Source organism: Phaeobacter gallaeciensis DSM 26640, from assembly GCF_000511385.1.
GTDB lineage: Bacteria > Pseudomonadota > Alphaproteobacteria > Rhodobacterales > Rhodobacteraceae > Phaeobacter > Phaeobacter gallaeciensis.
The window spans coordinates 3321215-3345338 of record NC_023137.1; the positions used below are offsets into that span (position 1 = coordinate 3321215).

Consider the following 24124-nt stretch of genomic DNA (forward strand, 5'->3'; position numbering starts at 1 on the left):
AGGGAGCGCGTCTTTTTTGCGGTAAACCGAGCCAGTCGGCCCCGTCTCTTTGCGCTGTGTTCTGACTGTCGCAGCATCAGTTGCAGAGTGTCCGGTCGATCAGTGCCAGTCCAAGCAAAAACATCGAAGCTAGGAACACCACATTTGCGGCCATAGCCAGCACGGTCGCAACGCCACTAAATGCCAACTCCGCTGAAACCGCGGCAACCAGTGAGAAAATCAATGGCCAGTTTATCATCGCTCTTCCTCATTCTGTCGTTGTCGATCTGTTGAGAAAACGCGTTTCATAAGGGAAAGTTCCCCCGGACCGAACCTCAGGGACGCCCGGTCCGGATATATACTGGAGGCCTGACCTATTTTTCAGGGATCTCAGGTTTGATCTGCGCATAGGTTAGCACGGTGAAGACCGCGGTGCCGCCAATGACATTGCCAACAAGCACCGGGATAAAGAATCCAAAGATCGCTTGCCCCAAAGGCAACAATCCCTGCACCATCAAAAATGCCATTTCAACTGATCCAGCAACGATATGGGTGAAGTCGCCTGCCGCAATCAACCATGTGAAAATGACAATCAGAGGAATTTCACTGTGCTGTGCAGAAGGCAGCATCCAGACAATTGCAGCGATCAAAATCCCCGAGGGAATACCACTGATCATGCCGATAAGGGGCGGCATGCCGGTTGCATGTTCACTGATTTTCACCATGGCTGCGCGCAAATCGACATCCAAAACCGGTGTGAGTGCAAAAAAAGACGCGATGAGAAAGGCACCGACGACATTCGCCGCCAGTACCACCGCCCAAAGCCGCGCCGTACGCAGAAAACTCGCCTTGTCCCCGCGCAGCATGACAGGCACCACGGTGGTGATGGTATTCTCGGTGAAAAGCTGCATGCGCCCCAGGATCACCATCAGGAACCCCAGCGAATAGCCGAGATTTTCCACTAGGGGGGACCAGCTCGCATCCGGCAAGTGTGTCTTGAACACTGCCTTGCCCAGTACCGAAAAACTGATCAACAACCCGGCGGCAATGCCTGACCACCAAAGTGCACGGACCGGGCGTTCCAGCTCTTCTTCGCCGTTGCGACGTATGGTTTCAAAGACCAATCTGGGAGACAGACCTGTCGCCTCCTCGACCGCCTCATTCTCGCATTCTTCCTGAATGAGATCCTCGCCGGAGGTTCTGGCTTCGGTCATATGCAGCTCCTGTTTTCCAATATTGTACAACGTTCCGGCACCTCGAAGTGTTCCGCCCGACGGAACCTTTTTCACCCATCCGCGTTGAGAGACGAGCCGTGCAAAAAAGGGGATGCCCGTGACCGAAGACCTCAGCCTGACACTGATGGAGCAGATAAGCGGCTGGGTGGCGAGTGCTGTCACAGCGGCCCCGCGGGTCGGCGTTGCACTGGCTATCCTGCTTCTGACAGCTCTTCTGGTCTGGCTGGCCAAGACCGTTATCAGACGCATCAGTCGGCAGCTGAAGCTGCGGCGCAATCTCTGCGATGTGCTACAGCTCTTGGCCAGTGTGGTGCTATGGCTGATCGGCAGCCTGATTGCCGTGACGGTGGTCTTCCCAACCGTGACACCCGGCAAGGCGCTCACCACGCTTGGTCTCGGGTCTGTCGCCATCGGCTTTGCGTTCAAGGATACCTTCGAGAACTTTCTGGCCGGTATCCTGTTGTTGCTGCGCGAGCCGTTTCAGATTGGGGATTTCATCGAATGTGAGGGGGCCGAGGGGAAGATCGAGGCGATCACGGTGCGCGACACGCACATCCGTCAGACTGACGGTCAGCTGGTGGTTGTTCCCAACGCACAGCTCTTTCACAACGCGGTGACGGTCCGCACCAACAAAGAACTGCGCAGAGCCACATTGATTTGCGGCATCGCCTACGGCGAGAGTGTTGATACGGCGCGTAGCGTAATCTCCGAAGCCGTACGCAATGTGGATATGGTTCGCGACGATGTTCGCGATGTTCAGGTCTTTGCAAAAACCTTCAGCGCCTCTTCCGTTGACTTCGAGATCACGTGGTGGACCGGCTCCGAACCTTTGGATATCCGGGCCAGCCGGGATCAAGTTGTGGCGGCCGTGAAAAGCGCCTTGGACGATGCCGGGATTGAAATCCCGTTTCCTTATCGGACTTTGACTGTAAACGAGCCAATCCCGGTCCAAATCGACAGCCAGAACAATACCCCAATGGCCTCTGCCAACCACGGCAGCCGCAGGGACTGACTGTTTTTGCCACCTACGCTCTGGAGCGCTTTGTCATTCCGGTCGGATAAAGAGGATTCAAATCACCATAATGGGAATGGCGCCGGCCTTGCGAAGGGTCTTCAAGAATTAACGGAAAACTCTACATTCGAGTTAGCGTCCAAAACCAGCTGATCTCCTGATTCACGTGCAACTGCCGGCTATTCTCTCGCTTCTGAGACAATCACCGGCCACATAGATTTTCACAGCGCTGGTGCCCATGGTCTCAGCCCTCTGTGCTGACCGGCAGATCCATGCCGTGGTCTTTCAGCAGGGCGTGGCGGCGGGCGGTTTTGAGGTCTTCGCGCACCATTTCGGCGCACATCTCTTGGGTGGTGATTTCCGGCTCCCAGCCCAGTTGCTCCTTCGCCTTAGAAGGATCACCCAGCAGTGTCTCCACCTCGGCGGGGCGGAAATAGCGCGGATCAATGCGCAGCACCACATCGCCCACTTTCAGCGCCGGGGCCATATCACCCTCAATCGCGGTCACCGTGGCAATTTCCTCGACACCTTCGCCTGAAAACGCCAGCGTCAGCCCCAGCTCCTGCGCCGACCAGGTGATGAACTGGCGCACCGAATATTGCTTGCCGGTGGCGATGACAAAATCCTCCGGCGCCTGCTGTTGCAGCATCATCCACTGCATGCGCACGTAGTCCTTCGCATGGCCCCAGTCGCGCAACGCGTCGATATTGCCCATATAGAGACAGTCTTCGAGGCCTTGCGCGATATTGGCCAGGCCGCGGGTGATCTTGCGCGTCACAAAGGTCTCCCCCCGGCGCGGGCTCTCGTGGTTGAACAGGATGCCGTTGCAGGCATACATGCCATAGGCCTCGCGGTAGTTGACCGTGATCCAGTAGGAATAGAGCTTGGCCACCGCATAGGGGCTGCGCGGATAAAACGGCGTGGTCTCGCGCTGCGGGGTTTCCTGCACCAGACCATAGAGCTCAGAAGTGGAGGCCTGATAGAAGCGGGTTTTCTTCTCCAGCCCCAGAAAGCGGATCGCCTCCAGCAGGCGCAGGGTGCCGATGCCATCGACATCGGCGGTATATTCCGGCGCCTCAAAACTGACCGCCACATGGGACTGCGCGCCGAGGTTATAGACCTCATCCGGCTCAATCTCGCTCAGCAGCCGGGTCAGGTTGGAGGTGTCGGTCAGATCGCCGTAATGCAGTTTGAACCGGGCATGATCCACATGCGGATCCTGATAGATGTGATCCACCCGCTGGGTGTTGAACGACGACGCCCGCCGCTTCAGCCCATGCACCTCATAGCCCTTCTCAAGAAGAAACTCCGCAAGGTAGGACCCATCCTGACCCGTTACTCCGGTGATGAGGGCTTTTTTCACAGTTGGCATTTTGTATCCATAGTTCTTGCAATCAGACGTCCGATGCAGCTCAGGCTGCACAGTCACGCATGGATTTGGGCTGCGCCACCGCTTTGAACGCACTGGCAACGCTGAAAACATCCGCAGTCGACAGGTTGTGGTGGTTTGGCAAATAGATCCCGTAATCATGGATCAGATCCGCATTTGGCAAAACCTGACGCCCATAGTGCCGGATCCAGAAAGGATGGCGAGCGATGTTGCCGCAGATGAGCGGCCGACATTCGATCTGCTGTTCTCTCAGATGCTCAAACACGTCCATTCTATTCTCAACCAATGTGCCATAGGCAAAAGAGGACAGCAGATCAGTCTCGCTCTCCTGAGAATAAAATTCGTGCAGTTCTTCGGCATAGGTGTCGAAATTGCGCGCCCGCACGCGGCAGATATCGTCAAGCTTTAGTATCTGCTGTCGCCCGATAAACGCTTGTAGATCGGTCGAACGCAAGTTGAAGCCCGCGTAGTAGAAGGTGTAAAGATTGCGGAAATCATCGATGTTGTGGTCCTGCTGTAGTTGATCGCGCAAGGTCGGGTTCAGATCCCGGCTCCAGCCATGGGAACGAAGCGATAGCATGACCTGATGCAACTCACTGTCGTCGGTTACCACCATCCCACCCTCGATCGTTGAGATGTGGTGGCCATAGTAGAATGAAAAACTGCCCGCAGCGCCATGACAGCCGAGTTTGCGTCCATCACTGACCGATCCAAGGGCTTCGCAGCTGTCTTCCAGCAACAGGACATCGTAACGGTCACAAATATCTTGGATCGCCTTCATGTGATTGGCATGACCCAATACATGGACAAGGATCAGCATCGCCGGAGCCTCATCCTTGCAGAGCTGTTCCAAGTGTTCCAGGTCCAGACCAAGGTTCACCGGGTCACAGTCGCAGAGCCTGACATCAAACCCGAACTGAATAAGCGGCGATACAGTTGTCACCCAACTGACTGCAGGGGCAATCACCTTACTGTTCCGCAGTCGGCCTGCCTCGCGTGCGGCATATATCATCAACAGGTTTGCTGAGGAGCCGGAGTTGACGAATACTGCATGTTTGGAGCCCATCCAGGCCGCGAATTCTTCCTCGAATGCAACGGTTTCCTCCGCCTTTGTCAGACGATTACCTGCCATCATCCAATCCGCAGTCTGCTGCAGTTCACGCCGCGAGATCGTGTCCTGCGCAAGAGTGATCGGGCGGGGAGGTTGAAAATTCTTCATGCCTGCGCCCCCCTCACAGCTTGCATCGCCTTCAGCTCGACATAGTAGTGGCGCACCTCATTATAGGCGGCAGCTATATTGGCTGCTTTCTCCTTGTCCTTCAGCGCATCAATCGTGATCGATCCATCGTGAGCACGGAAACTTGCGAGAGGTTCCTTTACAAAACCAATCTTTGGATAGCGCAACATGGACAACAGAGAGGCAAAGATGTCCGGACCTACACCATGGTATTCGCTGCTTTGTAGTGGCAGGCGCCCCTGATAGAGCGCATCGATCAGCACTTGACGCCGGAACAGCGCCGCACCCGGTGAGATGAGCGAGCCGACAATGTTTTCTTCCGCTAGGCGGTTGTCGAATACTCCGGTCTCCGGCAGCCATTCCAAAAACTGCATCATCATTTGCTTGCCAGTTTTGTCATCGATGACTTCCGCACCGGTGAAGGCAAACCCAACATCATCCTTGAAAACAGATGCGCATTTTTCGATAAAGGTCGGCGCGATCCAATCATCATCATACTGCAGGTGGACCAATTCACCGGAGGCATGCAGCACGCCTTCAAGCCAGCAAAAATGCGGGCCAAAGTCTTTCTCCCGGCGAATATAAGTGATTTTGTCGCCATAACCCGCAGCGATTTGTGCAGTATGATCGGTCGACCCGTGGTCAGACACGATGACCTCGCATGGCACCGTTTGACTAAGCGCACAGTCAATCGCTTTGGGCAACATATCAGCACGGTTAAACGTCGGGATGACGATGGAAATTGTCTTAGTCATGGCGTTCTCCAAGGATCGCACGGAGGCGCGTCACATCAGCCTCGAGCGTGTCGTTTTGGCCCACGGGCCGTATATTCAGCGGAAAGGGAGCGATTGCTTGTGCAAAATCGGCCACAGTCATCGCATCACCAGACGCGACATTGACGGGCCCCTTTGCTTCAGAAAGCGCGAGTTCGGTGATCAGGTGCGCAGCCTCAGACGCCGGGAGAAAATCGCGCCGACTGCCAGCCCCATACAGTTCAAACGGTGCCTCTGGTGAATGGGTTGCAAATCGCGTTTCAAGCGTTGGGCGCAGATAGCTTCCGATTTGGTCGGGATCATGAATTGAAAACAGTCGTGCGACGCACAGCGATCGACCGGTTGCCGCACAAATCTGCTCCGCAGCTTGCTCTGACATGAGCTTTGTTTGACCATAAAGCGATACCGGCTCAGTTGTGTCGGTCTCTTGAAGCGGAGTGTCTTTGCTTGCGTAGACATGACTGGACGAACACAAAAGCATCCGTGCCGCGCTGCCACCAAGCGCCGTGAGGAGGTTGATTGTCCCACCCGCGTTGACCGCAAAAGCTGCGCCCGGATTTGCGCGAACTGACTGAACCGGCACCATTGCTGCAAGATGGATAACCAGATCAAGCGGCCCGGCTCTCTCTATAGCCTGCACAACTTCATGCAGATTGGTCAGATCAGCGGTGTTTCGCAAAACCTCGGCATCAGGTGCTAGCGTCTCCAGCGCCCTCAGCACATGGCGTCCAACGACACCCCCGCTTCCGGTTATAAAAATACGTCTCGACATGCTCACTGCACCGCAACCGACTGTGACGGGCACTGGGCCCCAAGCCCCATAGCGCGGAATTGAGCAGCCAACTTGTCACTGGCCTGTTCGATCTTGTTACGCGGTCCGCGGTCCGGAACACTGGGCTCAGGGTTCAAGCCTGGCCATTTTGAAAAATCATCCGAAAGGACAAAGTTCGCAAAGGAAACCAGGCTAACACCATGGGCGCGCAGATGGTCATTGTCCTGATGAGGTCGAAATTCGGCTTGCGAGTCCTCGTCTGAATAATACCGCCCGACAACCATAGGAATACGCGTGAATTTGCAGTTTTTGTTAGCCAGCATTTGCCAGAAAATCGAATCGCCGATTGATTTAATCGGCATTTGGTTGCCAAAATAGCTGGGATACCACTGCCCCACCTGTTTCAGGTTCCAAAGCGTCGCCGGCCCGTAGGTCCCCCGCTCTCCTGTGCCACTGCCGAGCCTCTGCTCAGCCTGCGCCTTCGGTGGCCAATCGGCGATGAAATTCGTCTTCCAGAGGTCCTCGACCACAAACTGCTGTTCCAAATGGCTCTCATCAAAACTAACCAGCCATTCGCCACCCACCAACGTCGACTTGGTGGCAGCCGCTGTCGCCACCATCGCCTGGACTGCATTTGTGGCCAAGCGGTCATCCATATTGAGGTTCATGATGTAGTCGGTCTGTGCCAACGCCGTTGCTGCTGACCAAGCTTCGTAGATCGTCAGAGGCGCATCGAAGCTATGCCAAGGAGCCTCCAGCCAGTCCGGAGCAACATCGCCGTTGTCGAAAATGTAACAAGGCTCCACCGGAATCGACTGCGCCTTCAGATTCTCCCAATGAGAGCGCAATAACTCCAACTTATTGGGCTGCTTATGCCAAACAGCACAGAAAACCGTCACCAACGGGCGATCAGGCGCATCTGGATCAGGAGCGTTAAACGAACGGAATTGCATGTGACCGGTTCTCCAGCAAAATACGCACGGCTTTGTGCGCGTACATTCGCGAAGATACGCTCAGAAGAGATAAATTTGAGTTAAGTCACCATGGTTATGTAGATGTCTCTGATCACTTAGAGACAGGGCCCACGGCAAATAGATTGAGATGGCAGACAGGAAGACCTTCGCGCACTGGTCTCAGCGGGTCGCCACTCGCACCAATCCCTGAATCTGCCGAACACGATCTCAATCACTGCCCAATGGTCGAAACGAGGTTTCGGAATGGGTGCCATCACCGTCGTTTCCTCACCGTGATCCGCGGTCAACCGATCATCGTCAGCGTAGAGGCGCCCTTCTCGCCCCACCGATTCCAACGGTTGCAGAGCGCCTTGTACCCACCGCATCCATTATGCGCGTCATACCAGCACAAGCCATCGCGGTTGATGAAGACAATCCCACTATGTACCCGTTTCTCAGCCACCCACGGTATGCCATGGGGCCCACGAAAATCTTCTTTTAGATGCTTCATGTGCGCCTCACCCAAACCTAAGTAATCAGGCGCGCTGATAAAGCGCGTTTCAAACCGTGACCCACGTAGAACGCAGAAAACCGATGGAACCTAAGCTTAGGCCGCAAACCACCAGCTGTGATTTATCTGCAGCGAAGTGAAATGACCAATCCCGATCAGCAGGAGCCAAAGGTGGCATAAAACGCCAGTTTCCGTCCAAACGTTGAGAAGTAGCGCAGCCTGCGAGTATACCTCAAACGGTGGGCGCTAAAGTAGCTGGTCAGCCATTTCTCTTATGAGTTCTGAATGGAAGGCTTCGACGCGTGCATCTGGCTGTTGCCCATTGATCCTCTGCAAAAGAGGGTCTTCTGCACGAATCTTGGAGCCGGACATCTGTTCCAGCATCGCATGGCCGCAAAACGGGACATAAAGCTCAGAATAGCCCCCTTCATGAGCCGCCACCATTTTACCGTCCGTAATATCCATAATGCGCTTTGTCATTTCTCTAAACGTCTCTGCTGAGCACATCATGCGGGCAAGCGGATCGAACCCGCCAGCATCAAAACCGCACGCAATGATGACGAGATCAGGGTTGAAGGCTTGGATCGCAGGGGCAATTAACCTCTCGGTTGCGTCGATATAGGTGTTGTGGCCGCAACCAGGTGGCAGTGGGATGTTCATGTTAGCACCTAGACCGGCCCCCGTGCCGCGGTCTTCAACCGCTCCAGTATCCTGCGGATAGCAACGGTCCTGATGAATTGAAATTGTCATAACATCCGGGCGGTCATAGAAAATTGCCTCCGTGCCATTTCCATGATGCACATCCCAATCAAGGACCACGACCTTTTTGGCCCATCCTTCAGAAATTGCCTTTTCCACTGCAACTGCGACATTCGCGAGAAGACAGAAACCATTAGGCCAATCTGGCAAACAATGGTGCCCGGGCGGCCGCGACAATGCGTAAGCATTGTCATACTCTCCTTTTGCCACGCCCTCGACCGCCTGAATAACCATACCTGCTGACAACATGGCGATCTCAAAGGCACCCGGCCCAAACGGGGTGCGCAGCCCCAATTCACCGCCGCCATTGTCGGAAAGAGTTTTGAACTGCTCAAGATATGTTTTTGGGTGCACCCGCTCGAGGTCTTCCCAAGTCGCTGATGTCCCCACGACCATTTCAAGGTCTTGATCCAGGCCGGTAACCTCAATCAAATTCTTGAGCCGACGCTTGGTTTCGGGGGCTTCTGGCAAGCCACCAGAAACCATAGGCTGTACCAGCCCGCCAACCGGCGCAAGCAGAGCATAGTTGCCGCCAAAGTGCCAAAAACACTTCTCGTGTGAAATGAATGCTGTTTTTCTCATGTTCGTCTACTCTAAACAGACAGGTATTTTTGTTTCGCGGCTCTGGCTTCTTCGGAGAAGAAGCTGTCTCGCGAAAACTCATGCAACACTTGGCCTTGTTCGAAAATATAGTGGCGGTCAGCCAGTTTTTCGCAGACTCGAAGGTTCTGTTCCACGAGCAGGATTGGCATGCCAGTTGATTTGATCTTTTCGAGGGTTGCAACAATTTCTTGAATGATAACAGGGGCAAGGCCCTCTGATGGTTCATCGCAAAGCAAGATCTTTGGCGCATTGAGCAAAGCGCGGGCGATTGCCAGCATCTGTTGCTCTCCCCCCGAAAGCTGCCCGCCGCCGTTGGTTTTCCGTTCTTCAAGCCGAGGGAACAGATCGTAGATATCTTTGATACTCCAACTGCTGTTGGGTTTCTGAGACAGCAACAGATTTTCTTCAACAGTCAGGATCTGAAAAATGTCGCGCTGCTCAGGGATCAGGCAGATACCCAGTTCCGCAATTTTGTGGGTCGGCATACCGATGAGGCTTTGCCCGCCAAATTCGATCGCACCAGTAACATTTGGAACAAGCCCCATGATCGAATTCAGGGTTGTCGATTTCCCTGCGCCATTGCGGCCCAGAAGTGTGACAATTTCGCCCTCACCAACTTCGATGGATACATCAAAGAGAATGTGGCTCTTTCCGTAGAGAGAGTTAACATCGCTAAGGCGCAACATTTAAAGGTCCTCCCCAAGATACGCGGTTTTGACTTTCTCGTCGTTTGACACCTCGTAAGGGGTTCCTTCGGAAATGACTTTCCCCCCTTGCAGGACGGTCACCGCGTCGCAAACTTCGGTGACCAGTCCGACATTGTGCTCGATAAGTACAATCGTGCACTCCTTTTTGAGATCATTCAGGAGTGCGATCATTTGTGGGATGTCATCAATACCCATGCCGGATGTCGGCTCGTCCAGAAGGAGTACACGCGGTTTCGACATTAGAGCGACGCCGACTTCAAGCACGCGCTGCTGACCGTGGGACAATGCAGAAACCGGTGTGTCACGTTCGGCGCTGAGCGACGTGCGCGCGAGCACTTTGTCGACAGCCTCAGCAGTGGACCCAGTCTCCTGCGCGGAGCGCCAGAAAATGAAACCATTTCCCGGAGTCAAAGCCTGATGCGCGAGTCTCAAGTTCTCAAAGACCGACAGGTCGCCAAACAAGGAAGTCACCTGGAAAGAACGCGAAAGACCGGCAAGCGGGCGCTTGTGCTGGGCAAGTTTCGTTATGTCGTTGCCTTCCAGAAGGACTTGGCCGGATGTCGTCTGAACGGTGCCGGCAAGGCAATTGAAGAATGTCGTTTTGCCAGCTCCGTTTGGGCCGATGACGCCATGAACGGTGCCCTTTGCGACACGAAGATTGATATCTGTGTTCGCTACAAAGTCGCCGTAGCGCTTGGTGAGTGATCTTGTTTCGAGAATGGCAGTCATGGCTTCTTCCCCCGCTTGCCGTTTGCTGCGGAAAGCTTGTGAAACAGGCTTTCAAGGGATTTAGAGACGCCGCCTGGCATATAGAGCATGACAAAAATCAACAGCAACCCGAGCAGGATCATCCAGCGCGGCCAGAGTTCGGCAAAGAAATCCGACGCAATCAGGAACACCGCAGATCCAAGCACCGAGCCGTAGATCGACCCAAGCCCCCCGAGGATCGTCATGAACAAAATCTGTGAGCTGGTCTCGAGATCAATATTTGAAAGTGGCGCAAATTTCAGCATGAAGGCGTAGAGGGCGCCCGCAAGTGCGGTTATGGCTCCGGAAAAGGCAAAAACAATGATTTTGTAGAGAGTGACATTGTAGCCGATTGCCTCAGCCCTTGCCTCGTTTTGTTTGATGGCCCTCAGCACGGTCCCCAGAGGCGAGCTCACCAATCTTTGCATAAGTACAAACACCAGTACAAAAATGGTGCCGGTCAGAAGGTAGAAGCTGAGGTCGCTGGAGAACTCAATTTTAGCCACAAACGGTACCGAAAATGCGGGCCGCTGAATATCCAGCAATCCATCTTCGCCGCCGGTGATTGGTTCGGCAAGGAACGCAATGTAGTATCCAAGCTGCGCAAAGGCCAGCGTCAGCATGATGAAATAGATCCCGGCCCGTCTGATTGCAAAGAAACCGACAAAGACCGCAATCAAAGATCCCAAAACCATCGTGATCACCAAAGTGGACACGATGTCGAAGTTGAGATGTATGGACATCAGCCCTGCAAAGTAAGCACCCGACCCAAAGAAGAGCGCCTGCCCAAATGACAGAAGGCCTGTGTAACCCAATAGAAGATTGCAGCCTATAACAGCGAGGCCGAACAGCAGGATTTCCGTAGCGAGCACGTAAGACGGCAGAACCATAGGCAACACGGCAGCTATCGCAAGGGCGGCCAGGAAGTGAACGAACAGTGGAATATTGTTGAGCATTGTCTAGGCCTTTCCGAACAGGCCGTTCGGGCGCAGAAGAATAATCAGAGCCATAACCGAATAGATCATGACCTTGGTGCCTTCTGGCCAAAGGATTGCGGTGAAACTTTGCACGAGGCCAACGATCAGCCCTCCAAGAAGCGCACCAGTGAAACTTCCCATCCCGCCAATCACCACGACGACAAAGGCAATACCCAGTGCTTCATCACCTGAAAACGCATCGGCACCACGAATGGGCGAGAGCAGAGCACCGGCAATCCCTGCGAGGGCGACCCCAAATACGAATGTGAATGCAAAGAGCCTGTCAGTATCTACGCCAAGCAAGGACACCATCTTTGGGTTTTCGCTGCCTGCACGGATTGTGATGCCGAACTTGGTACGCTCCAGCAGATACCAGACACCAAAGCCAATGCCCGCAGAAATAGCGATGATGAAGAGGCGGTACCTAGGGTACACAAAATCTCCAAGGAATATGACTCCTTGCAGGATCGAAGGTGTTGCAACCGGCTTTGGTACCGTGCCCCATATGATCAGGATGCCTTCACGAATGATGAGCATTAAGCCGATTGTTATGAGAATCTGTACCGCGTGGTCCACTCGGTAGAGCTTCGTGATCAGGATCTTTTCAAGAGCGAACGCAACCGCGCCAATCAAGATGGGCGTCAGGATCAAACCAATCCAATAGGAGCCAGTGATCTGAACGACCTGATAGCAAATGAAGGCTCCAAGTGCGTAAAACACACCGTGGGCGAAGTTTACAAAGTTCATCATCCCAAAGATAATGGTTAACCCAACGCCCATCAGGAAATAGATCATTCCCAGCCCGACGCCATTGAGCAACTGGAATAAGTACAGGCTCACAACTGTCTCCCCAAGTTTTTATTTGCAGATTTCCAAGACTAAGCCTGTCTGCACGAGACAGATACGCGGTGTTTGGCTTGAGACTCGTTGATTTCGAGAGAGCGCCCGCTGTTCAAGCAGAACGGTCGCGCTGGGGCGCTCTCTTCAGGGAGAAACCTTATTTTTCGCAGCCGGCTTCAGCCGCTGTCAGGAAGAATTTTCCTTTGGAAACAACATCAGCAAAGTCGTTTTCATCAGTCTGACTGGCTGCGTCCTTACCCAGAAGAAGGTAGAAATTCTTCTCAACCTGATTGTTGTCAGCAGAAACCATTTCGACCCCGGTGATGCCATCGTAGGTGAGTCCTGCCAATTGAGCCTTGATGGCCTCAGGATCTGCGCCGCCCGTTGCATTCACAGCATCGATCATCACCTTTGTCATCTGGTAATAGGAGGCCAGAGGATAGTTCGGGGCTTCTCCGAGTTTTTCCTGAGTGAGAGCAACAAGGGCCTGGTTTCCGGCGGCCTCCTCTTCGTGCCAGTACTGTGCACCAAAATAGACCCCATTCGACACCTCAGCGCCAAGTGATTGCATCGTGTCGAGACCGCTGCTCCACACCATTAGGATCTTCATCCGCTCCTTGAGGCCGAAGTTCACTGCCTGCTGCATTGAAGCCGCTGCCTGAGATCCGAAATTCAGCAGGATCAGAAGATCAGGGTTTGCGGCTTGCGCTTGCGCGATGAACCCCGAAAACTCTTTGTCCTTGAGCGAATGGTAGCTGTTGCCGACATGCTCAATACCCTGTTCCTCAAGAACAGCTTTTGCGTTCGTAAGCATCGCCTCGCCAAAGACATACTGTGGCGTGATAGTGTAGACCCGCTTGATGTCAGGGTGCGCTTCCAAAACCGGACGCAGGCTGGCATTGACTGCCCCATAAGTCGGCGCGCTCCAGCGGTACATGGATGCGTTGCATTTCTCACCAGTCAGCTCATCCGCACCGCCGCCGTTAATGTAGACGCCTCCGGCTTCGTGCACTGCCTGCCCAACAGCCAAGGCTGTGGATGACAAGGTCGTTCCGACATAAATGCCGGGGCCATTTTCACTCAGATCGGCCTGAACTTTCCGGGCGCCCTTGCCTGCATTACTTTCGGTGTCGATCACAACCATTTTGAGGGGCATTCCAGCCGCTTCCCCGGCTTCCTCAATGGCAAGTCTCGCACCTTTTTCGGCCTGCAGGCCAAAGTTGGCAAATGCACCGGACATGCTGGCGACGATGTTGATCGTAAGCTCGTTGTCTTCGGCATATGCTGCTGGAGCACCAAGTGACATGGCGCTCGCACAGCCGATTATGAATTTACTGAACTTTTTCATCTCTTCCTCCCATTGGCTATTTTCTGTGGGCGCCAAAAAGACGTGCCTTTTTGCGCGGCGGCCCTCCACCAGGTTTTGCTGGCTCCTCCGTAGGACGCCGCTTCGCCAACTTACTAAGCACCTACTTGTACAGCACAGATTGACATGTTCACAAAATACAAAGATTAACTACATACTGACATTAGATGTATAAGGAGTGCGATTTGCGGCTTACTTACAAGCAGGTAACCTACATACGGGAAATCGCACGGCAGGGCAGTATTACAACGGCCTGCAAGGTCCTTAACATTTCACAGTCATCTTTGCTTGCTGCGGTCGAGGCAGCTGAACAGGGAACCAAAACACGTTTGTTCCATAAAAGGCGCGGGCGGGGTGTCGCCATCACTCCTGCCGGTCAGGCTTTCTTGACCTCAGCTCAAAAATTCCTGGCAGCAGGGGCTGAGTTTGAAAAGACTATTGATGAATTCTCCCAAGTGGCGCCTCAGACCCTTCGGTTAGGTTGTTTTTCACCATTTGGCGCGCTTCTTCTTCCACCTCTGATCAAGCGGTACTCAGAGCAGTACGGATCCAGCCAAATTCTATTGCGTGAGGGGGATCAGCGGCAGCTTCGCGGATGGCTAGCTTCTGGTGATTTGGATCTCATCGTGACCTACGATATTGGAGATGACTTTACCGGAGAGGTGACACCAATTTGCAAATTCCCGGCCCATGCACTTCTAAATGTTGAAGATGAGCATGCGGGGAACGAGACAATCTCGATGGCAGAACTCGCGGAAAAGCCGCTCATACTTTTGGATTTGCCCGAGACACGCGAATATCTTCTGGCGCTGTTCGATCTGACCGCCCGCAGACCTAGCATCGCGCTTAGAACGCATTCTTACGAAACAGTAAGGTCGTGTGTCGCAAGCGGATTAGGGGCATCGCTTTTGAATATTTGTCCCTCAGAAACAAGCCCGGATACTGAGAATGTCGTCCGGGTGCCAATTTCAGACCCGTTGATTCAGCCAACCTTGGTCGTAGCGAACCCATACGGTCCGTTGAAGCCTGACTACGTTCGCGACTTCATAGGGATTGTATATGAGTTTTTTCTGGAACTGGGACCTGAGAACTTCGCCGTTGTTGTGCCTGAGTTCGGAAAGAACATGGTATATCCTGATCCGAGGAAATAGGCGTGCCCAAACTCATCAATTGGGACAAAGCACCGGCGCGCCACCGCTAGAAAACTCACATGCTATTTATTGCACGAAAGGAGCTGAGCAGCCTGATCTGACTGGTCGGTTTGATTGTTAGTGCATCATCACCCTGCAATCTATCAGGATGATGGTTTCGGGCGCTGACCGGCCATAGCCCGGAGCACTGTCGAGCCGCTTTGCGTTGTGGTGGTTCCTCCATTGTTCGATCAGAGTTTGAGCTTCGCGTAGGCTGTACAAGATTTCACCGCTGAGCAGCTCATTGAAGCTTTCACACCATCCATTCTCCCATGGGCTGACAGGTTCAGTGTAAGCTGTCTGGGCGATAAATTCTGGCCTATTCTTGAATGTATGAAGCGGGGTGCTCCCCGTAGTATTAATAGATCGTCACGCAAATAGTGATCAATATTTAGTTCTTTACGGGAAATCAAAAGGACCCGCTTGCGCCTTTTTTGTTTGCCAATAACACATGGTGATTTTGCTAAGAAGAAGATTTGCTTTCGCCCCTCAGATCTTAGCTTCGCGTCAGGCATCAAAATCAAAGAAAGGCCCATCATGCACCTAAAAACCGTAGCTGCCGCGATCTTGACCACTCTGGCTTTTGGCACCGCGCATGCGGGCGAACCCTTTATCTTGTCGAGCCCCGAACTCGCATCAGGTCAGTCGATCCCGGCCAAATATTACTGGAATAACTTCGGTTGCTCTGGTGAAAATGCTCGCCCAGAACTAAGCTGGTCAGGAGCACCCGAGGGGACAAAGAGTTTTGCTCTCACCTTTTATGACAAAGACGCGCCGACCGGCAGCGGATTTTGGCATTGGAGCGTGTACAATATCCCCCTCAACGCAACTGGCATAGGAACTGACATTCCCAAAGGTGCTATTGAAAACAACACTGACCTGAATCAACCTGGATTCTTTGGGCCCTGTCCACCTGTCGGACGGACGCATTCCTATGTTTATACGGTATACGCTCTGTCCGTTCCCAGTCTGGACCTTCCAGAAAACGCCTCAGCCGCACTTGCAGGCTTCTTCTACAACAGCAACACCCTTGCAACCGCGACGCTTGAGGTGATTGCCGGACCACGCGAGGAGTAGCAGACACAGTAGATCAGATTAGGGTCGGCCGAGGCCCCTCGGTCGGCCTTTGTTTGCCATTCCCAAAAATAGATTTCGCAACTGATCTGATTATCTGGCCGAAACGCGCGCATAGGCTGTCACGACAAATGAGGAAAACCTGATGTCGGACCATCGCGCGAACTCCACCGTTCTTGAAGACCTCGAGAAGAAGGCACTCTGGCTATCGACATGGACGATACACCACGCCAACGCCATCCGCCCGAAATCGGATTCTCTCAAGGTTGGTGGTCATCAGGCCTCATCGGCTTCGCTCTCGACCCTGATGGCGGTACTCTATGGGGCGGTGCTGCAGCCCGAGGACCGGGTCGCCGTCAAACCGCACGCTTCTCCGATCTTTCATGCCTGGCAGTACCTTCTCGGGCGGCAGACCCGCGAGAACCTCGAAAACTTCCGTGGGTTCGGCGGCGCACAATCTTATCCGTCCCGCACGAAGGATGCCGATGATGTGGACTTTTCTACAGGTTCGGTCGGCCTAGGCGGCGCTATGGCGGTATTTTCCGCGATGGTGCAGGATTATGTTGCCGCCAAGAGTTGGGGCAAGCAGGCTCCCGGGCGTATGATCTCTATCCTCGGAGATGCCGAACTTGACGAAGGCAACCTCTACGAGGCGCTGCTTGAGGGTAGAAAACACGATCTTCGCAATTGCTGGTGGTTCATCGACTACAATCGGCAAAGCCTTGATGCAGTCACGAAAGATGCGCAGAACGCGTTCTTTCGCGATGTTTTTGCTTCGATGGGCTGGGAGGTGGTCGAGCTCAAGTACGGATCGCTTCTAGAGGCAGCGTTCGCCGAACCGGGGGGTAAACAGCTGCGCGACTGGATAGATGGATGTTCCAATCAGATCTATGCGGCGCTGACTTTTTCCGGCGGGGCCGCCTGGCGCGAACAACTGCTGAACGATCTTGGTGATCAAGGCGATGTTAGCCACCTGATCGAGAGCCGCACGGATGACGAACTGGCTAGGCTGATGACCAACCTTGGTGGTCACGACCAGCGCAGCTTGATGCAGACTATTGCTTCAATCGACCATGATCGCCCCGTTTGCTTCATCCTTTACACAGTCAAGGGCCATGGTCTGCCTCTTGCGGGTCATAAGGATAACCACTCGGGCCAGATCAACAGCGCCCAGTTGGGGATCTTGCGTGATGCCCATCAAATTCGCACCGGGCATGAATGGGACCTTTTCGAGGGTCTGTCCCGCCCCGCCGCCGAATACGATGCATTCCTGACTAAGGTACCCTTCATCGCGCAAGGTTGTCGGCGCTACACTGCCGCGCGTATCGACGTGCCGGATCTGACGCCTCTATCGACAAAAGCCGCTCTGTCGACACAGGAAGGGTTCGGTAAACTACTGGACGATCTTGCGCGCAGTTCATCACCTCTATCGGATCGCATCCTGACAATGGCACCGGATGTGGCAACCTCGACAGGACTGGCTGGATGGGTAAACCGTAAGGGGGTTTTTGCCAAAAGCCCGATTGCGGACGAGTTTCGAGATAGGGGCATTGCCTCGATGCAGAAATGGGCTGCATCGCCTGAAGGCGCACATATCGAGTTGGGCATTGCCGAGATGAATCTCTTTACCCTGCTCGGTGCAGCAGGGCTGTCGCACGCGTTGTTCGGCGAGCGGCTTATACCGATCGGGACGCTATACGATCCTTTCATCGAGCGCGGTAAGGACGCGCTGAACTATGCCTGTTATCAGGATGCCCGCTTCATTGTGGCCGCGACTCCATCCGGCATTACCCTAGCGCCCGAGGGCGGCGCGCATCAATCCATCGGAACACCACTGATCGGCATATCGCAAGATGGTCTGGCCAGTTTCGAACCTGCCTTCGTGGACGAGCTTGGCTGCATTCTGGAATGGTCATTCGACTACTTACAGCGTGACGGAGAAGAAACTCCTGAACAAGGCGACTGGCTGCGCGATGAAACCGGCGGATCGGTCTATCTGCGCCTATCCACCCACAAGCTGGAACAGCCGACACGTACGTTGGGTGGCAGACTAAGGCGCGACATCGTGAATGGCGGCTACTGGCTGCGCAAGCCGGGTCCGGGTTGCGGCCTCGTGATCGCCTATACCGGTGTGGTAGCAGCCGAAGCGATTGCCGCAGCCGGGCGAATTGGACAGGATCAACGCGACATCGGGGTGCTGGCTATCACATCCGCGGATCGGCTTAACGCCGGGTGGCACGCCGCAGATCGAGCTCGCGCCCTAGGGCATCCCAATGCGCAATCCCATATCGAAACACTGTTGTCCAAGGTCAGTAGGGATGCGGCCATCGTCACGGTTACGGATGGGCATCCTCTCGCCTTGTCCTGGCTTGGGTCGGTCTTGGGTCAGCGGGTTCGCCCGCTCGGAGTCGAGCATTTTGGGCAGACCGGATCAATTGCAGATCTGTACCGCGCTCACCGCATCGACGCCGATGCGATCATGCGAGCGGCGGAACTAGCGCTCAACGGGCGCCCGCTCCGTCTGGCCCGAATTAGCTGAAACCAAGAAGGGAAGATTCCATGAAACACCTTGTCAACTCGCTCTGCATGAGTGCGGCCATCGCCTTTCCTGCCTGGAGCGAAACCCCGCAAACTGCTGAGGTCGTTGCAGAACTCCCGCAATCTGTCGGCAATATCACATTCACGCCCGATAATCGGATCATCTATAGCCACCACCCGTTCTTTTCGCCTGAAATCCGGGTGGCCGAACTGGGCGAAGACGGCAAATCCTTTGCCCCATTTCCCAACATCGAATGGAATACACCACGGGATGGAAGCGACCGCTACTTCGACAGCGTCCTGGGTCTTCGCGGCGATGAAAACGGGATCGTCTGGATCCTCGATATGGGTCAGCGCACCGGGCTGACACCCAAACTGGTCGGCTGGAACACCTGGGAGGATCGGCTGGAAAAGGTCTACTATATTCCAGCCCCAGCCTCGCGACCCGAAAGCCAGCACAACGATTTTGTCGTCAATCACAAGGATGGCGTTTTTGTTATCGCCGACGAAGGCATCGGGCCGGGCGGCGACGGAACGACGGCGGCATTGGTCATAGTCGACATGACGACTGGCGCCACGCGGCGCGTTTTGCAAGGGCACGTGTCGACCTTGCCCGAGGACGTAGCGATCGTAGTGGATGGCAAGCCGCTGACCGTCCCGGATGGCGATGGCGGGCAGACCGTGATCAAGGTAGGTGCGGACGGTATCGCTGCGGATACGGAATTCGAATGGTTGTATTTCGGTCCGCTTAACGGCTCCGCCATCTATCGCATCCGTTTTGCCGATCTTCTGAATGAAACCCTGACCGAGACTGAGCTCGGTGCGCGGGTCGAACGCTATGCCGACAAACCCAACAATGGGGGCCTGTCGATCGACCAGGCTGGAAACCTCTATCTGACCGAAGTGGAAACCAACGCTGTCGGGATCATCCCGGCAGATAGCCGGGAATATCGCCGCTACGCCGTGGCAGAGGATCTGTCCTGGCCTGATGGCGTAAGCTATGCGTTGGACGGCTACATGTATGTTTCCGCAGCCCAGATATCCAAAGCCGCTCTGTTCAACGATGGTGAGGCAAAGAACGAAGCGCCTTATCTGATCTACCGATTCCGCCCCGAGGCACCAGGGCGTATCGGACACTGACACCTCTCCCCAAACTTGTCCGCGCGGATAACCGTGCGGACCCCTTTTTTGGTAGTAGACACACATGAAAACCGTATCCGCAATTGGCCAAGGAGCCGCAAAAGACAGTTTCCGCATCACAAACGGCGCCGTGCCTGAGCCTGGTTCGGGCGAAGTGCGTGTGCGTATTCACGCTAGCGGAATCAATCCGTCAGACTACAAGGTCCGCTCGGGCGCTCAGGGCCCGTTGCCTGATGGCAATGTGACCCCTCATTCAGATGGTGCCGGCATCATTGAGGCTGTGGGCAAGGGGATTTCCTCCGACCAGATCGGCCAGCGTGTCTGGCTGTTCAATGTGAACCGTACCGAAGACGGCCAAGCCCAAGGCAACAGGGGCACCGCCGCGGAGCAGATCGTGGTCAAAGCCGAACTTGCGGCCCCGCTGCCCGATGGCATCTCCTTCGAACAGGGTGCTTGTCTAGGCGTTCCCGCCATGACCGCTCATCGCGCGTTGATGGCGGACGGGCCAGTTAAAGACCAGTGGGTTCTGGTCACTGGAGGCGCCGGTGCTGTTGGCCAATGCGCCATCGCCCTGGCGAAATGGGCCGGCGCGCGGGTGATCGCTACTGTCAGCGGACCCGAAAAAGCAGAGATCGCACGCCAAGCCGGGGCAGACTACATCATCAATTACCGGGAAGAAAACCTGCCCGCTGCGGTCCTAACCGTTACTGGCGGAAAGAGAATTGACCGGATTATAGATGTGGCCCTATCCGATACGATGAAAGAGGCCCATCTCTACCTCAAACAGGGCGGTGTCATTGCGCACTATGCTACCAGTGACCCTGCTGCTCCCCTGCCCTACCGTTCCCTACTGGTAGCAAACGCAGTCGTCAGGTTCGTGTTTGTCTACGCAATCTCCGCCCAAGCGCGGCAGAATGCGATTGAGGACATAAACGCATGTCTTCAGACTGGAGCGTTAAAACTCAAGATCAAGCGATCATTCCCTCTGGACCAGATTGTGGCCGCGCATGAGTTCGCTGAACAGGGCGGCTTTGCAGGAAAAGTCATTCTAACCGTTTGAGTGAGCCTCCCCCAATGAAATGGTCCGTCCCTATGATTAGGGGCGGGCCCCATGGAATTCTGGCTATCTGCGTGGTTCACGGTTCGAAAAATTAGCGGTGAACATGTCTGATCTTTTCTGGCTGGCCGACGCCCAGATGGCGCGTCTCCGGCCCTTCATCCCCAAGTCAAACGACAGACCTCGCACCGATGATAGGCGTGTGCCAAATGGGATCATCTTCATAAATCACAATGACTTAAGATGGTGCGATGCACCCAAGGAATACGGTCTGCACAAGACGCTCTCTAACCGGTGGAAACATTGGAGCGCTAAGCGCATCTGCGCAAAGGTGATGATGGGACTGGCAGCCGATCATGGTGGGGAGAAAATCGTGGTAATTGATGCAACTTATCTCAAAGCGCACCGTTCGCCAGCAGCAGATTGGTCATCGGTGGGGCCAACACAAACCGAACCGGTGCAGCCATAGCAATGGCCAACATCGCCCCAGCGGAGAGAAACCACAGACTGGAATACGTCTCAAAGAAGTTGAACCATCAGCGGATTTGTAGGCAGTCAGCCAAAGTGGGATCGATCCAACACAGATCATTGCATCCTGGCTGGTAAATTCAAACGTCTTTCTCGTATCCGTAAAATGATCCAAGCTGCTGATATATATCAACAAAAAATTTTCACACTGAAAGGCCTGTTAATCGCAGAGGATCACTTGATGTCGGACGATGCAATGGCCTACATGTTCAGCCAGCTTGGTCCTGACATCCGCGTTGTTGCTGTCGGTTCGGTAGATCAAACGCTGGAACAACTGGGAACAGATGGTCCGTTCGACTTGGTGCCACTGGATTATGACATACCCAGGACCAGCAGACTGCGGGGTCTTGAACTTATCCAGCAGCAGTTTCCAGCCCAAACCGTTGGGATGCTATCCGGCCACACTGACGTTCATCCGTTGAAATCCGCCATTGATGGCTGGCCTCTCAAAGCGAGGTCAGAGGACCCACTGCTGCACGCCTTGCGGATGATGGCCGCTGGCCGTCAGTTCATTCCCAAGAGAAGTGCTGGCCGAGCTTAAACAGCTTGAGGATTGGTGGGGATCATTGACCCAAGCTGAGACGCAAGCAACATTGTTGCCCAAGGGCTCACAGACAAAGAAATTGTCGCGCAGATGAGGCTGTCACCAAAAACCGTGGAGAACCATGTGCGGCCCTGCTGAAGAAGGTCGGCGCGATGAACCGGACCAAGTTTGCTGCGATGTTTACGAGCGACGGGAAGTGACGGCCCAAAGCCGCCGTCCAGCCTACTGGAGTGTTGCCGCCGCTGCAGCCTGCAAAGCAGACATTCACGTCAATCGAATTGATCCGCGCTGACTAAATTCAGTTAGCGGAACTAATGGCGTTCCAAACTATCTAAATACGCGTCAGCAACTGGCGCCCAAAGGCTGTGAGCCGCGCTAAGGGCATGCCCATTTCCACCGGGAACATCGAACACAACGTATGTTCCTTGACCACCTTTGGCCTCAAATGCCTCAAACCGCTCTTTGGTATGCGCGATGGAGTAAAACGGATCGTTCTCGCCGTAAAGTGACAGTGTCTTGTGTGGGAATTCGGCCGCTTGAACGAACAACGCGTCATTTATGGCTGCGCCATTAGGGCAGCCTTCCGCCATCCAGCCACCAACAAAATTGATGACCCCAGACACTTGTCTCGGATAGTGGCCCGCATATGCCATCGACAGGATGCCGCCACGCGATACACCGCTCAGAAGAATAGAGGCCGAGGAAACATCGGGCCTTTTGCTTAGAGCTGTAACGATATGGTCAAGATCGGTGATGGCGCGTTCCGCTCCGGCCAGCGATGTGCGTGTGTCGCAACTGTATCCTTGTGCGCGATCTTCATTGAAGCCTTCGTCATAAAGCCCGTCCGATGTCCCTCTTCCACGCCGCTGGGGAAAAACAACGATGTATCCGCGATCTACAAGAAATTGCGCAATCGCAGTATCCACGAACGTCAACTTAGCAACGGCTGGATTTTTTCCATCTCCTGTCGAGCCATGATTGACGATTGCCAGAGGATACGGTCCTGGACCATCAGGCTTGAAAGTCACGATCTCAAATGCGATGGGTTCACCAGCTTCGAAAAGCTCTGTCCTCATCTTCTCAAACTTCGCTGACGTCCATTTTGGTTTGCTCATACTCCCGTCTAACGTGTGAAGCACAGCCTGTGAGAATGCGCGCCCTGCTTGAAATTCAGCCATTAGGACGCCGGATGGCAATTTTCGATAGTTGGCGACAAAGCCGTTACCCAGGACAGTCAGAGTATTTTCTTCAATTTGCGCAGGATACCTTTGCCAGTCGCGGTTTATGCCCCAACTCACCATGTCGCCATGTGCATAAACTACCTCCGCACGACCATCAGGCTGAACATTGTCCACTAGCAATATGTGCTTCAGCCTATGGCTCCATAAGCCGGACCATGCTCCGGAAAAACCTTCCCGATCAGGCGACGTAGCCGATTTTATCGCATCGGGCAAAGGGACCCCGTCATAGTCGTATATCTGTGCGTTTGAAATCGGAGCCGAGAATATTGCACAAAGGCAAAGGATTAGTCGCACAAGCATCGGTTCGTGCCCTTTGATTTTTTTGGTCGTCCAAGTGAGATCATGAATCTTGGGAGACTAAAATTGGTACATGGGAAAAACAATGACTGCAACTCTTAGTGGTCGATGAGAAGGTTCATTCTCGTCATCCAGGTCTTCCTCAGGAGCGGCCCCCATCGCGAGTTGGCCTCGTTCCGGTGCGTTTTGCTACGAGCACGAACGACCCCGCGGATGCGAGTCTCAAGTATTTGTTATTGCTTGCTTAAGTTGGTTGCGGGAGTAGGATTTGAACCTACGACCTTCAGGTTATGAGCCTGACGAGCTACCGGGCTGCTCCATCCCGCGGTATATTTCCAGATCACGTTTTTTGTGATTAGGAAGGTGTCCCTTCAGCTGGGATATCTGAAGGTATTTTTGATCGTTTAGATTTATGGATTTTACTAGGTTTGGCGGTGACCTACTCTCCCACGCCTTAAGACGCAGTACCATCGGCGCAACAGTGCTTAACTTCCGGGTTCGGGATGGGACCGGGTGTTTCACTTGCGCTATGACCACCAAACCGAGGAAAATCCATATTCGCGACGTTTTTATTTTGAGACGTCGCGGAGATACAATCGACATGAAGTCCATGTTTTAGTTTTGCTTTTGGTTCATTGTGTCACTGCCTGTTAC

Annotated in this window: 22 protein-coding genes, 1 tRNA gene, 1 rRNA gene and 2 pseudogenes; 9 read left to right on the forward strand and 17 right to left on the reverse strand. The window is 54.2% G+C overall.

What is annotated here, in order from left to right:
- Window positions 1–76: 76 nt before the first annotated feature.
- Entirely contained in the window at window positions 77–238 is a 162-nt protein-coding gene (locus GAL_RS22535; RefSeq protein WP_024098606.1) for a hypothetical protein, read from the reverse strand.
- A 115-nt stretch (window positions 239–353) separates the two neighbouring features.
- On the reverse strand, window positions 354–1193 hold the full coding sequence (locus GAL_RS16005) for a formate/nitrite transporter family protein (RefSeq protein ID WP_024098607.1): 840 nt from the start codon (window positions 1191–1193) through the stop codon (window positions 354–356).
- 112 nt (window positions 1194–1305) lie between these two features.
- Between GAL_RS16005 and GAL_RS16010 the strand changes: the two genes are divergently transcribed.
- Window positions 1306–2226, forward strand: coding sequence for a mechanosensitive ion channel family protein (locus GAL_RS16010; protein ID WP_024098608.1), 921 nt, complete (start codon window positions 1306–1308; stop codon window positions 2224–2226).
- Window positions 2227–2470: 244 nt separating this feature from the next.
- Here the strand turns inward: GAL_RS16010 and gmd are convergent, their stop codons facing one another.
- The 11 genes from gmd to GAL_RS16065 form a co-directional block, all read right to left on the reverse strand.
- Window positions 2471–3589 carry a GDP-mannose 4,6-dehydratase gene (gene gmd, locus GAL_RS16015; protein ID WP_040104198.1) on the reverse strand — a complete coding sequence of 373 codons (1119 nt, stop codon included), beginning with the start codon at window positions 3587–3589 and terminating at the stop codon, window positions 2471–2473.
- A gap of 49 nt (window positions 3590–3638) precedes the next feature.
- A complete protein-coding gene (locus GAL_RS16020) occupies window positions 3639–4835 on the reverse strand; it encodes a DegT/DnrJ/EryC1/StrS family aminotransferase (protein ID WP_024098610.1) in 1197 nt (398 codons plus the stop codon).
- Window positions 4832–5608, reverse strand: coding sequence for a glycosyltransferase family 2 protein (locus GAL_RS16025; protein ID WP_024098611.1), 777 nt, complete (start codon window positions 5606–5608; stop codon window positions 4832–4834). The genes GAL_RS16020 and GAL_RS16025 overlap by 4 nt, the downstream gene beginning before the upstream one ends.
- On the reverse strand, window positions 5601–6398 hold the full coding sequence (locus tag GAL_RS16030; RefSeq protein WP_040104194.1) for an NAD-dependent epimerase/dehydratase family protein: 798 nt from the start codon (window positions 6396–6398) through the stop codon (window positions 5601–5603). Before GAL_RS16030 ends, GAL_RS16025 begins: the two co-directional genes overlap by 8 nt.
- 2 nt (window positions 6399–6400) lie before the next feature.
- Window positions 6401–7351: a glycosyltransferase family protein gene (locus tag GAL_RS16035; protein ID WP_024098613.1), complete on the reverse strand. Its 951-nt coding sequence runs from the start codon at window positions 7349–7351 to the stop codon at window positions 6401–6403.
- Between the two features lie 757 nt (window positions 7352–8108).
- Entirely contained in the window at window positions 8109–9203 is a 1095-nt protein-coding gene (locus GAL_RS16040) for a class II histone deacetylase (RefSeq protein ID WP_024098615.1), read from the reverse strand.
- An 11-nt stretch (window positions 9204–9214) separates the two neighbouring features.
- Window positions 9215–9910, reverse strand: a complete 696-nt coding sequence (locus tag GAL_RS16045; protein ID WP_024098616.1) for an ABC transporter ATP-binding protein — start codon at window positions 9908–9910, stop codon at window positions 9215–9217.
- On the reverse strand, window positions 9911–10660 hold the full coding sequence (locus GAL_RS16050; RefSeq protein WP_024098617.1) for an ABC transporter ATP-binding protein: 750 nt from the start codon (window positions 10658–10660) through the stop codon (window positions 9911–9913). It abuts the gene before it with no gap.
- Window positions 10657–11634, reverse strand: coding sequence for a branched-chain amino acid ABC transporter permease (locus tag GAL_RS16055; RefSeq protein ID WP_024098618.1), 978 nt, complete (start codon window positions 11632–11634; stop codon window positions 10657–10659). The genes GAL_RS16050 and GAL_RS16055 overlap by 4 nt, the downstream gene beginning before the upstream one ends.
- 3 nt (window positions 11635–11637) lie before the next feature.
- Entirely contained in the window at window positions 11638–12495 is an 858-nt protein-coding gene (locus GAL_RS16060) for a branched-chain amino acid ABC transporter permease (RefSeq protein ID WP_024098619.1), read from the reverse strand.
- Between the two features lie 157 nt (window positions 12496–12652).
- Window positions 12653–13843: an ABC transporter substrate-binding protein gene (locus GAL_RS16065; RefSeq protein ID WP_024098620.1), complete on the reverse strand. Its 1191-nt coding sequence runs from the start codon at window positions 13841–13843 to the stop codon at window positions 12653–12655.
- A 203-nt stretch (window positions 13844–14046) separates the two neighbouring features.
- Here GAL_RS16065 and GAL_RS16070 point away from each other — a divergent pair, with 203 nt between their 5' ends.
- Window positions 14047–15012 (forward strand): LysR family transcriptional regulator, encoded by a 966-nt coding sequence (locus tag GAL_RS16070; RefSeq protein ID WP_040104200.1) that lies wholly within the window; start codon window positions 14047–14049, stop codon window positions 15010–15012.
- Window positions 15013–15129: 117 nt separating this feature from the next.
- Here the strand turns inward: GAL_RS16070 and GAL_RS22270 are convergent.
- Window positions 15130–15419, reverse strand: a pseudogene (locus GAL_RS22270) (integrase core domain-containing protein); the annotation flags it as partial.
- 169 nt (window positions 15420–15588) lie between these two features.
- Between GAL_RS22270 and GAL_RS16075 the strand changes: the two are divergent.
- The 7 genes and pseudogenes from GAL_RS16075 to GAL_RS23010 all read left to right on the forward strand — a co-directional run bounded on the left by GAL_RS16075 (window position 15589) and on the right by GAL_RS23010 (window position 22070).
- Window positions 15589–16128 carry a YbhB/YbcL family Raf kinase inhibitor-like protein gene (locus GAL_RS16075; RefSeq protein ID WP_024098622.1) on the forward strand — a complete coding sequence of 180 codons (540 nt, stop codon included), beginning with the start codon at window positions 15589–15591 and terminating at the stop codon, window positions 16126–16128.
- 142 nt (window positions 16129–16270) lie between these two features.
- Window positions 16271–18664: a pyruvate dehydrogenase complex, dehydrogenase (E1) component gene (locus GAL_RS16080; protein ID WP_024098623.1), complete on the forward strand. Its 2394-nt coding sequence runs from the start codon at window positions 16271–16273 to the stop codon at window positions 18662–18664.
- 20 nt (window positions 18665–18684) lie between these two features.
- Window positions 18685–19803, forward strand: coding sequence for an L-dopachrome tautomerase-related protein (locus tag GAL_RS16085; protein ID WP_024098624.1), 1119 nt, complete (start codon window positions 18685–18687; stop codon window positions 19801–19803).
- Window positions 19804–19867: 64 nt separating this feature from the next.
- Window positions 19868–20863: an NADPH:quinone reductase gene (locus GAL_RS16090; RefSeq protein WP_024098625.1), complete on the forward strand. Its 996-nt coding sequence runs from the start codon at window positions 19868–19870 to the stop codon at window positions 20861–20863.
- A 103-nt stretch (window positions 20864–20966) separates the two neighbouring features.
- Window positions 20967–21281: pseudogene (locus GAL_RS22275) on the forward strand (transposase); the annotation flags it as partial.
- Window positions 21282–21494: 213 nt separating this feature from the next.
- Window positions 21495–21929, forward strand: coding sequence for a response regulator (locus GAL_RS16095; protein WP_040104195.1), 435 nt, complete (start codon window positions 21495–21497; stop codon window positions 21927–21929).
- Window positions 21930–21980: 51 nt separating this feature from the next.
- The gene (locus tag GAL_RS23010) at window positions 21981–22070 is read left to right on the forward strand and encodes a LuxR C-terminal-related transcriptional regulator (RefSeq protein WP_081731451.1); all 90 of its coding nucleotides are present in this window, start codon (window positions 21981–21983) and stop codon (window positions 22068–22070) included.
- A gap of 173 nt (window positions 22071–22243) precedes the next feature.
- On the opposite strand, the gene GAL_RS16100 is transcribed toward GAL_RS23010, so the two are convergent.
- From GAL_RS16100 to rrf, 3 genes are all read right to left on the reverse strand, one after another.
- On the reverse strand, window positions 22244–23287 hold the full coding sequence (locus GAL_RS16100; RefSeq protein WP_158524448.1) for an alpha/beta hydrolase family protein: 1044 nt from the start codon (window positions 23285–23287) through the stop codon (window positions 22244–22246).
- 433 nt (window positions 23288–23720) lie between these two features.
- A tRNA-Met gene (locus GAL_RS16105) sits at window positions 23721–23797 on the reverse strand.
- A gap of 99 nt (window positions 23798–23896) precedes the next feature.
- A 5S ribosomal RNA gene (gene rrf / locus GAL_RS16110) occupies window positions 23897–24011 on the reverse strand.
- Window positions 24012–24124 lie beyond the last annotated feature (113 nt).

Excerpts from the sequence above, each read along its gene's own strand:
- GAL_RS16005 (WP_024098607.1), bottom strand. The coding sequence starts at position 1,193 with ATGACCGAAGCCAGAACCTCCGGCGAGGATCTCATTCAGGAAGAATGC.
- GAL_RS16010 (WP_024098608.1), top strand. The coding sequence starts at position 1,306 with ATGCCCGTGACCGAAGACCTCAGCCTGACACTGATGGAGCAGATAAGC.
- GAL_RS16020 (WP_024098610.1), bottom strand. The coding sequence starts at position 4,835 with ATGAAGAATTTTCAACCTCCCCGCCCGATCACTCTTGCGCAGGACACG.
- GAL_RS16050 (WP_024098617.1), bottom strand. The coding sequence starts at position 10,660 with ATGACTGCCATTCTCGAAACAAGATCACTCACCAAGCGCTACGGCGAC.
- GAL_RS16090 (WP_024098625.1), top strand. The coding sequence starts at position 19,868 with ATGAAAACCGTATCCGCAATTGGCCAAGGAGCCGCAAAAGACAGTTTC.
- GAL_RS16030 (WP_040104194.1), bottom strand. The coding sequence starts at position 6,398 with ATGTCGAGACGTATTTTTATAACCGGAAGCGGGGGTGTCGTTGGACGC.
- GAL_RS16075 (WP_024098622.1), top strand. The coding sequence starts at position 15,589 with ATGCACCTAAAAACCGTAGCTGCCGCGATCTTGACCACTCTGGCTTTT.
- GAL_RS16040 (WP_024098615.1), bottom strand. The coding sequence starts at position 9,203 with ATGAGAAAAACAGCATTCATTTCACACGAGAAGTGTTTTTGGCACTTT.
- GAL_RS16065 (WP_024098620.1), bottom strand. The coding sequence starts at position 13,843 with ATGAAAAAGTTCAGTAAATTCATAATCGGCTGTGCGAGCGCCATGTCA.
- GAL_RS22535 (WP_024098606.1), bottom strand. The coding sequence starts at position 238 with ATGATAAACTGGCCATTGATTTTCTCACTGGTTGCCGCGGTTTCAGCG.
- GAL_RS16045 (WP_024098616.1), bottom strand. The coding sequence starts at position 9,910 with ATGTTGCGCCTTAGCGATGTTAACTCTCTCTACGGAAAGAGCCACATT.
- GAL_RS16055 (WP_024098618.1), bottom strand. The coding sequence starts at position 11,634 with ATGCTCAACAATATTCCACTGTTCGTTCACTTCCTGGCCGCCCTTGCG.
- GAL_RS16035 (WP_024098613.1), bottom strand. The coding sequence starts at position 7,351 with ATGCAATTCCGTTCGTTTAACGCTCCTGATCCAGATGCGCCTGATCGC.
- GAL_RS16085 (WP_024098624.1), top strand. The coding sequence starts at position 18,685 with ATGAAACACCTTGTCAACTCGCTCTGCATGAGTGCGGCCATCGCCTTT.
- GAL_RS16080 (WP_024098623.1), top strand. The coding sequence starts at position 16,271 with ATGTCGGACCATCGCGCGAACTCCACCGTTCTTGAAGACCTCGAGAAG.
- GAL_RS16025 (WP_024098611.1), bottom strand. The coding sequence starts at position 5,608 with ATGACTAAGACAATTTCCATCGTCATCCCGACGTTTAACCGTGCTGAT.
- GAL_RS16095 (WP_040104195.1), top strand. The coding sequence starts at position 21,495 with ATGATCCAAGCTGCTGATATATATCAACAAAAAATTTTCACACTGAAA.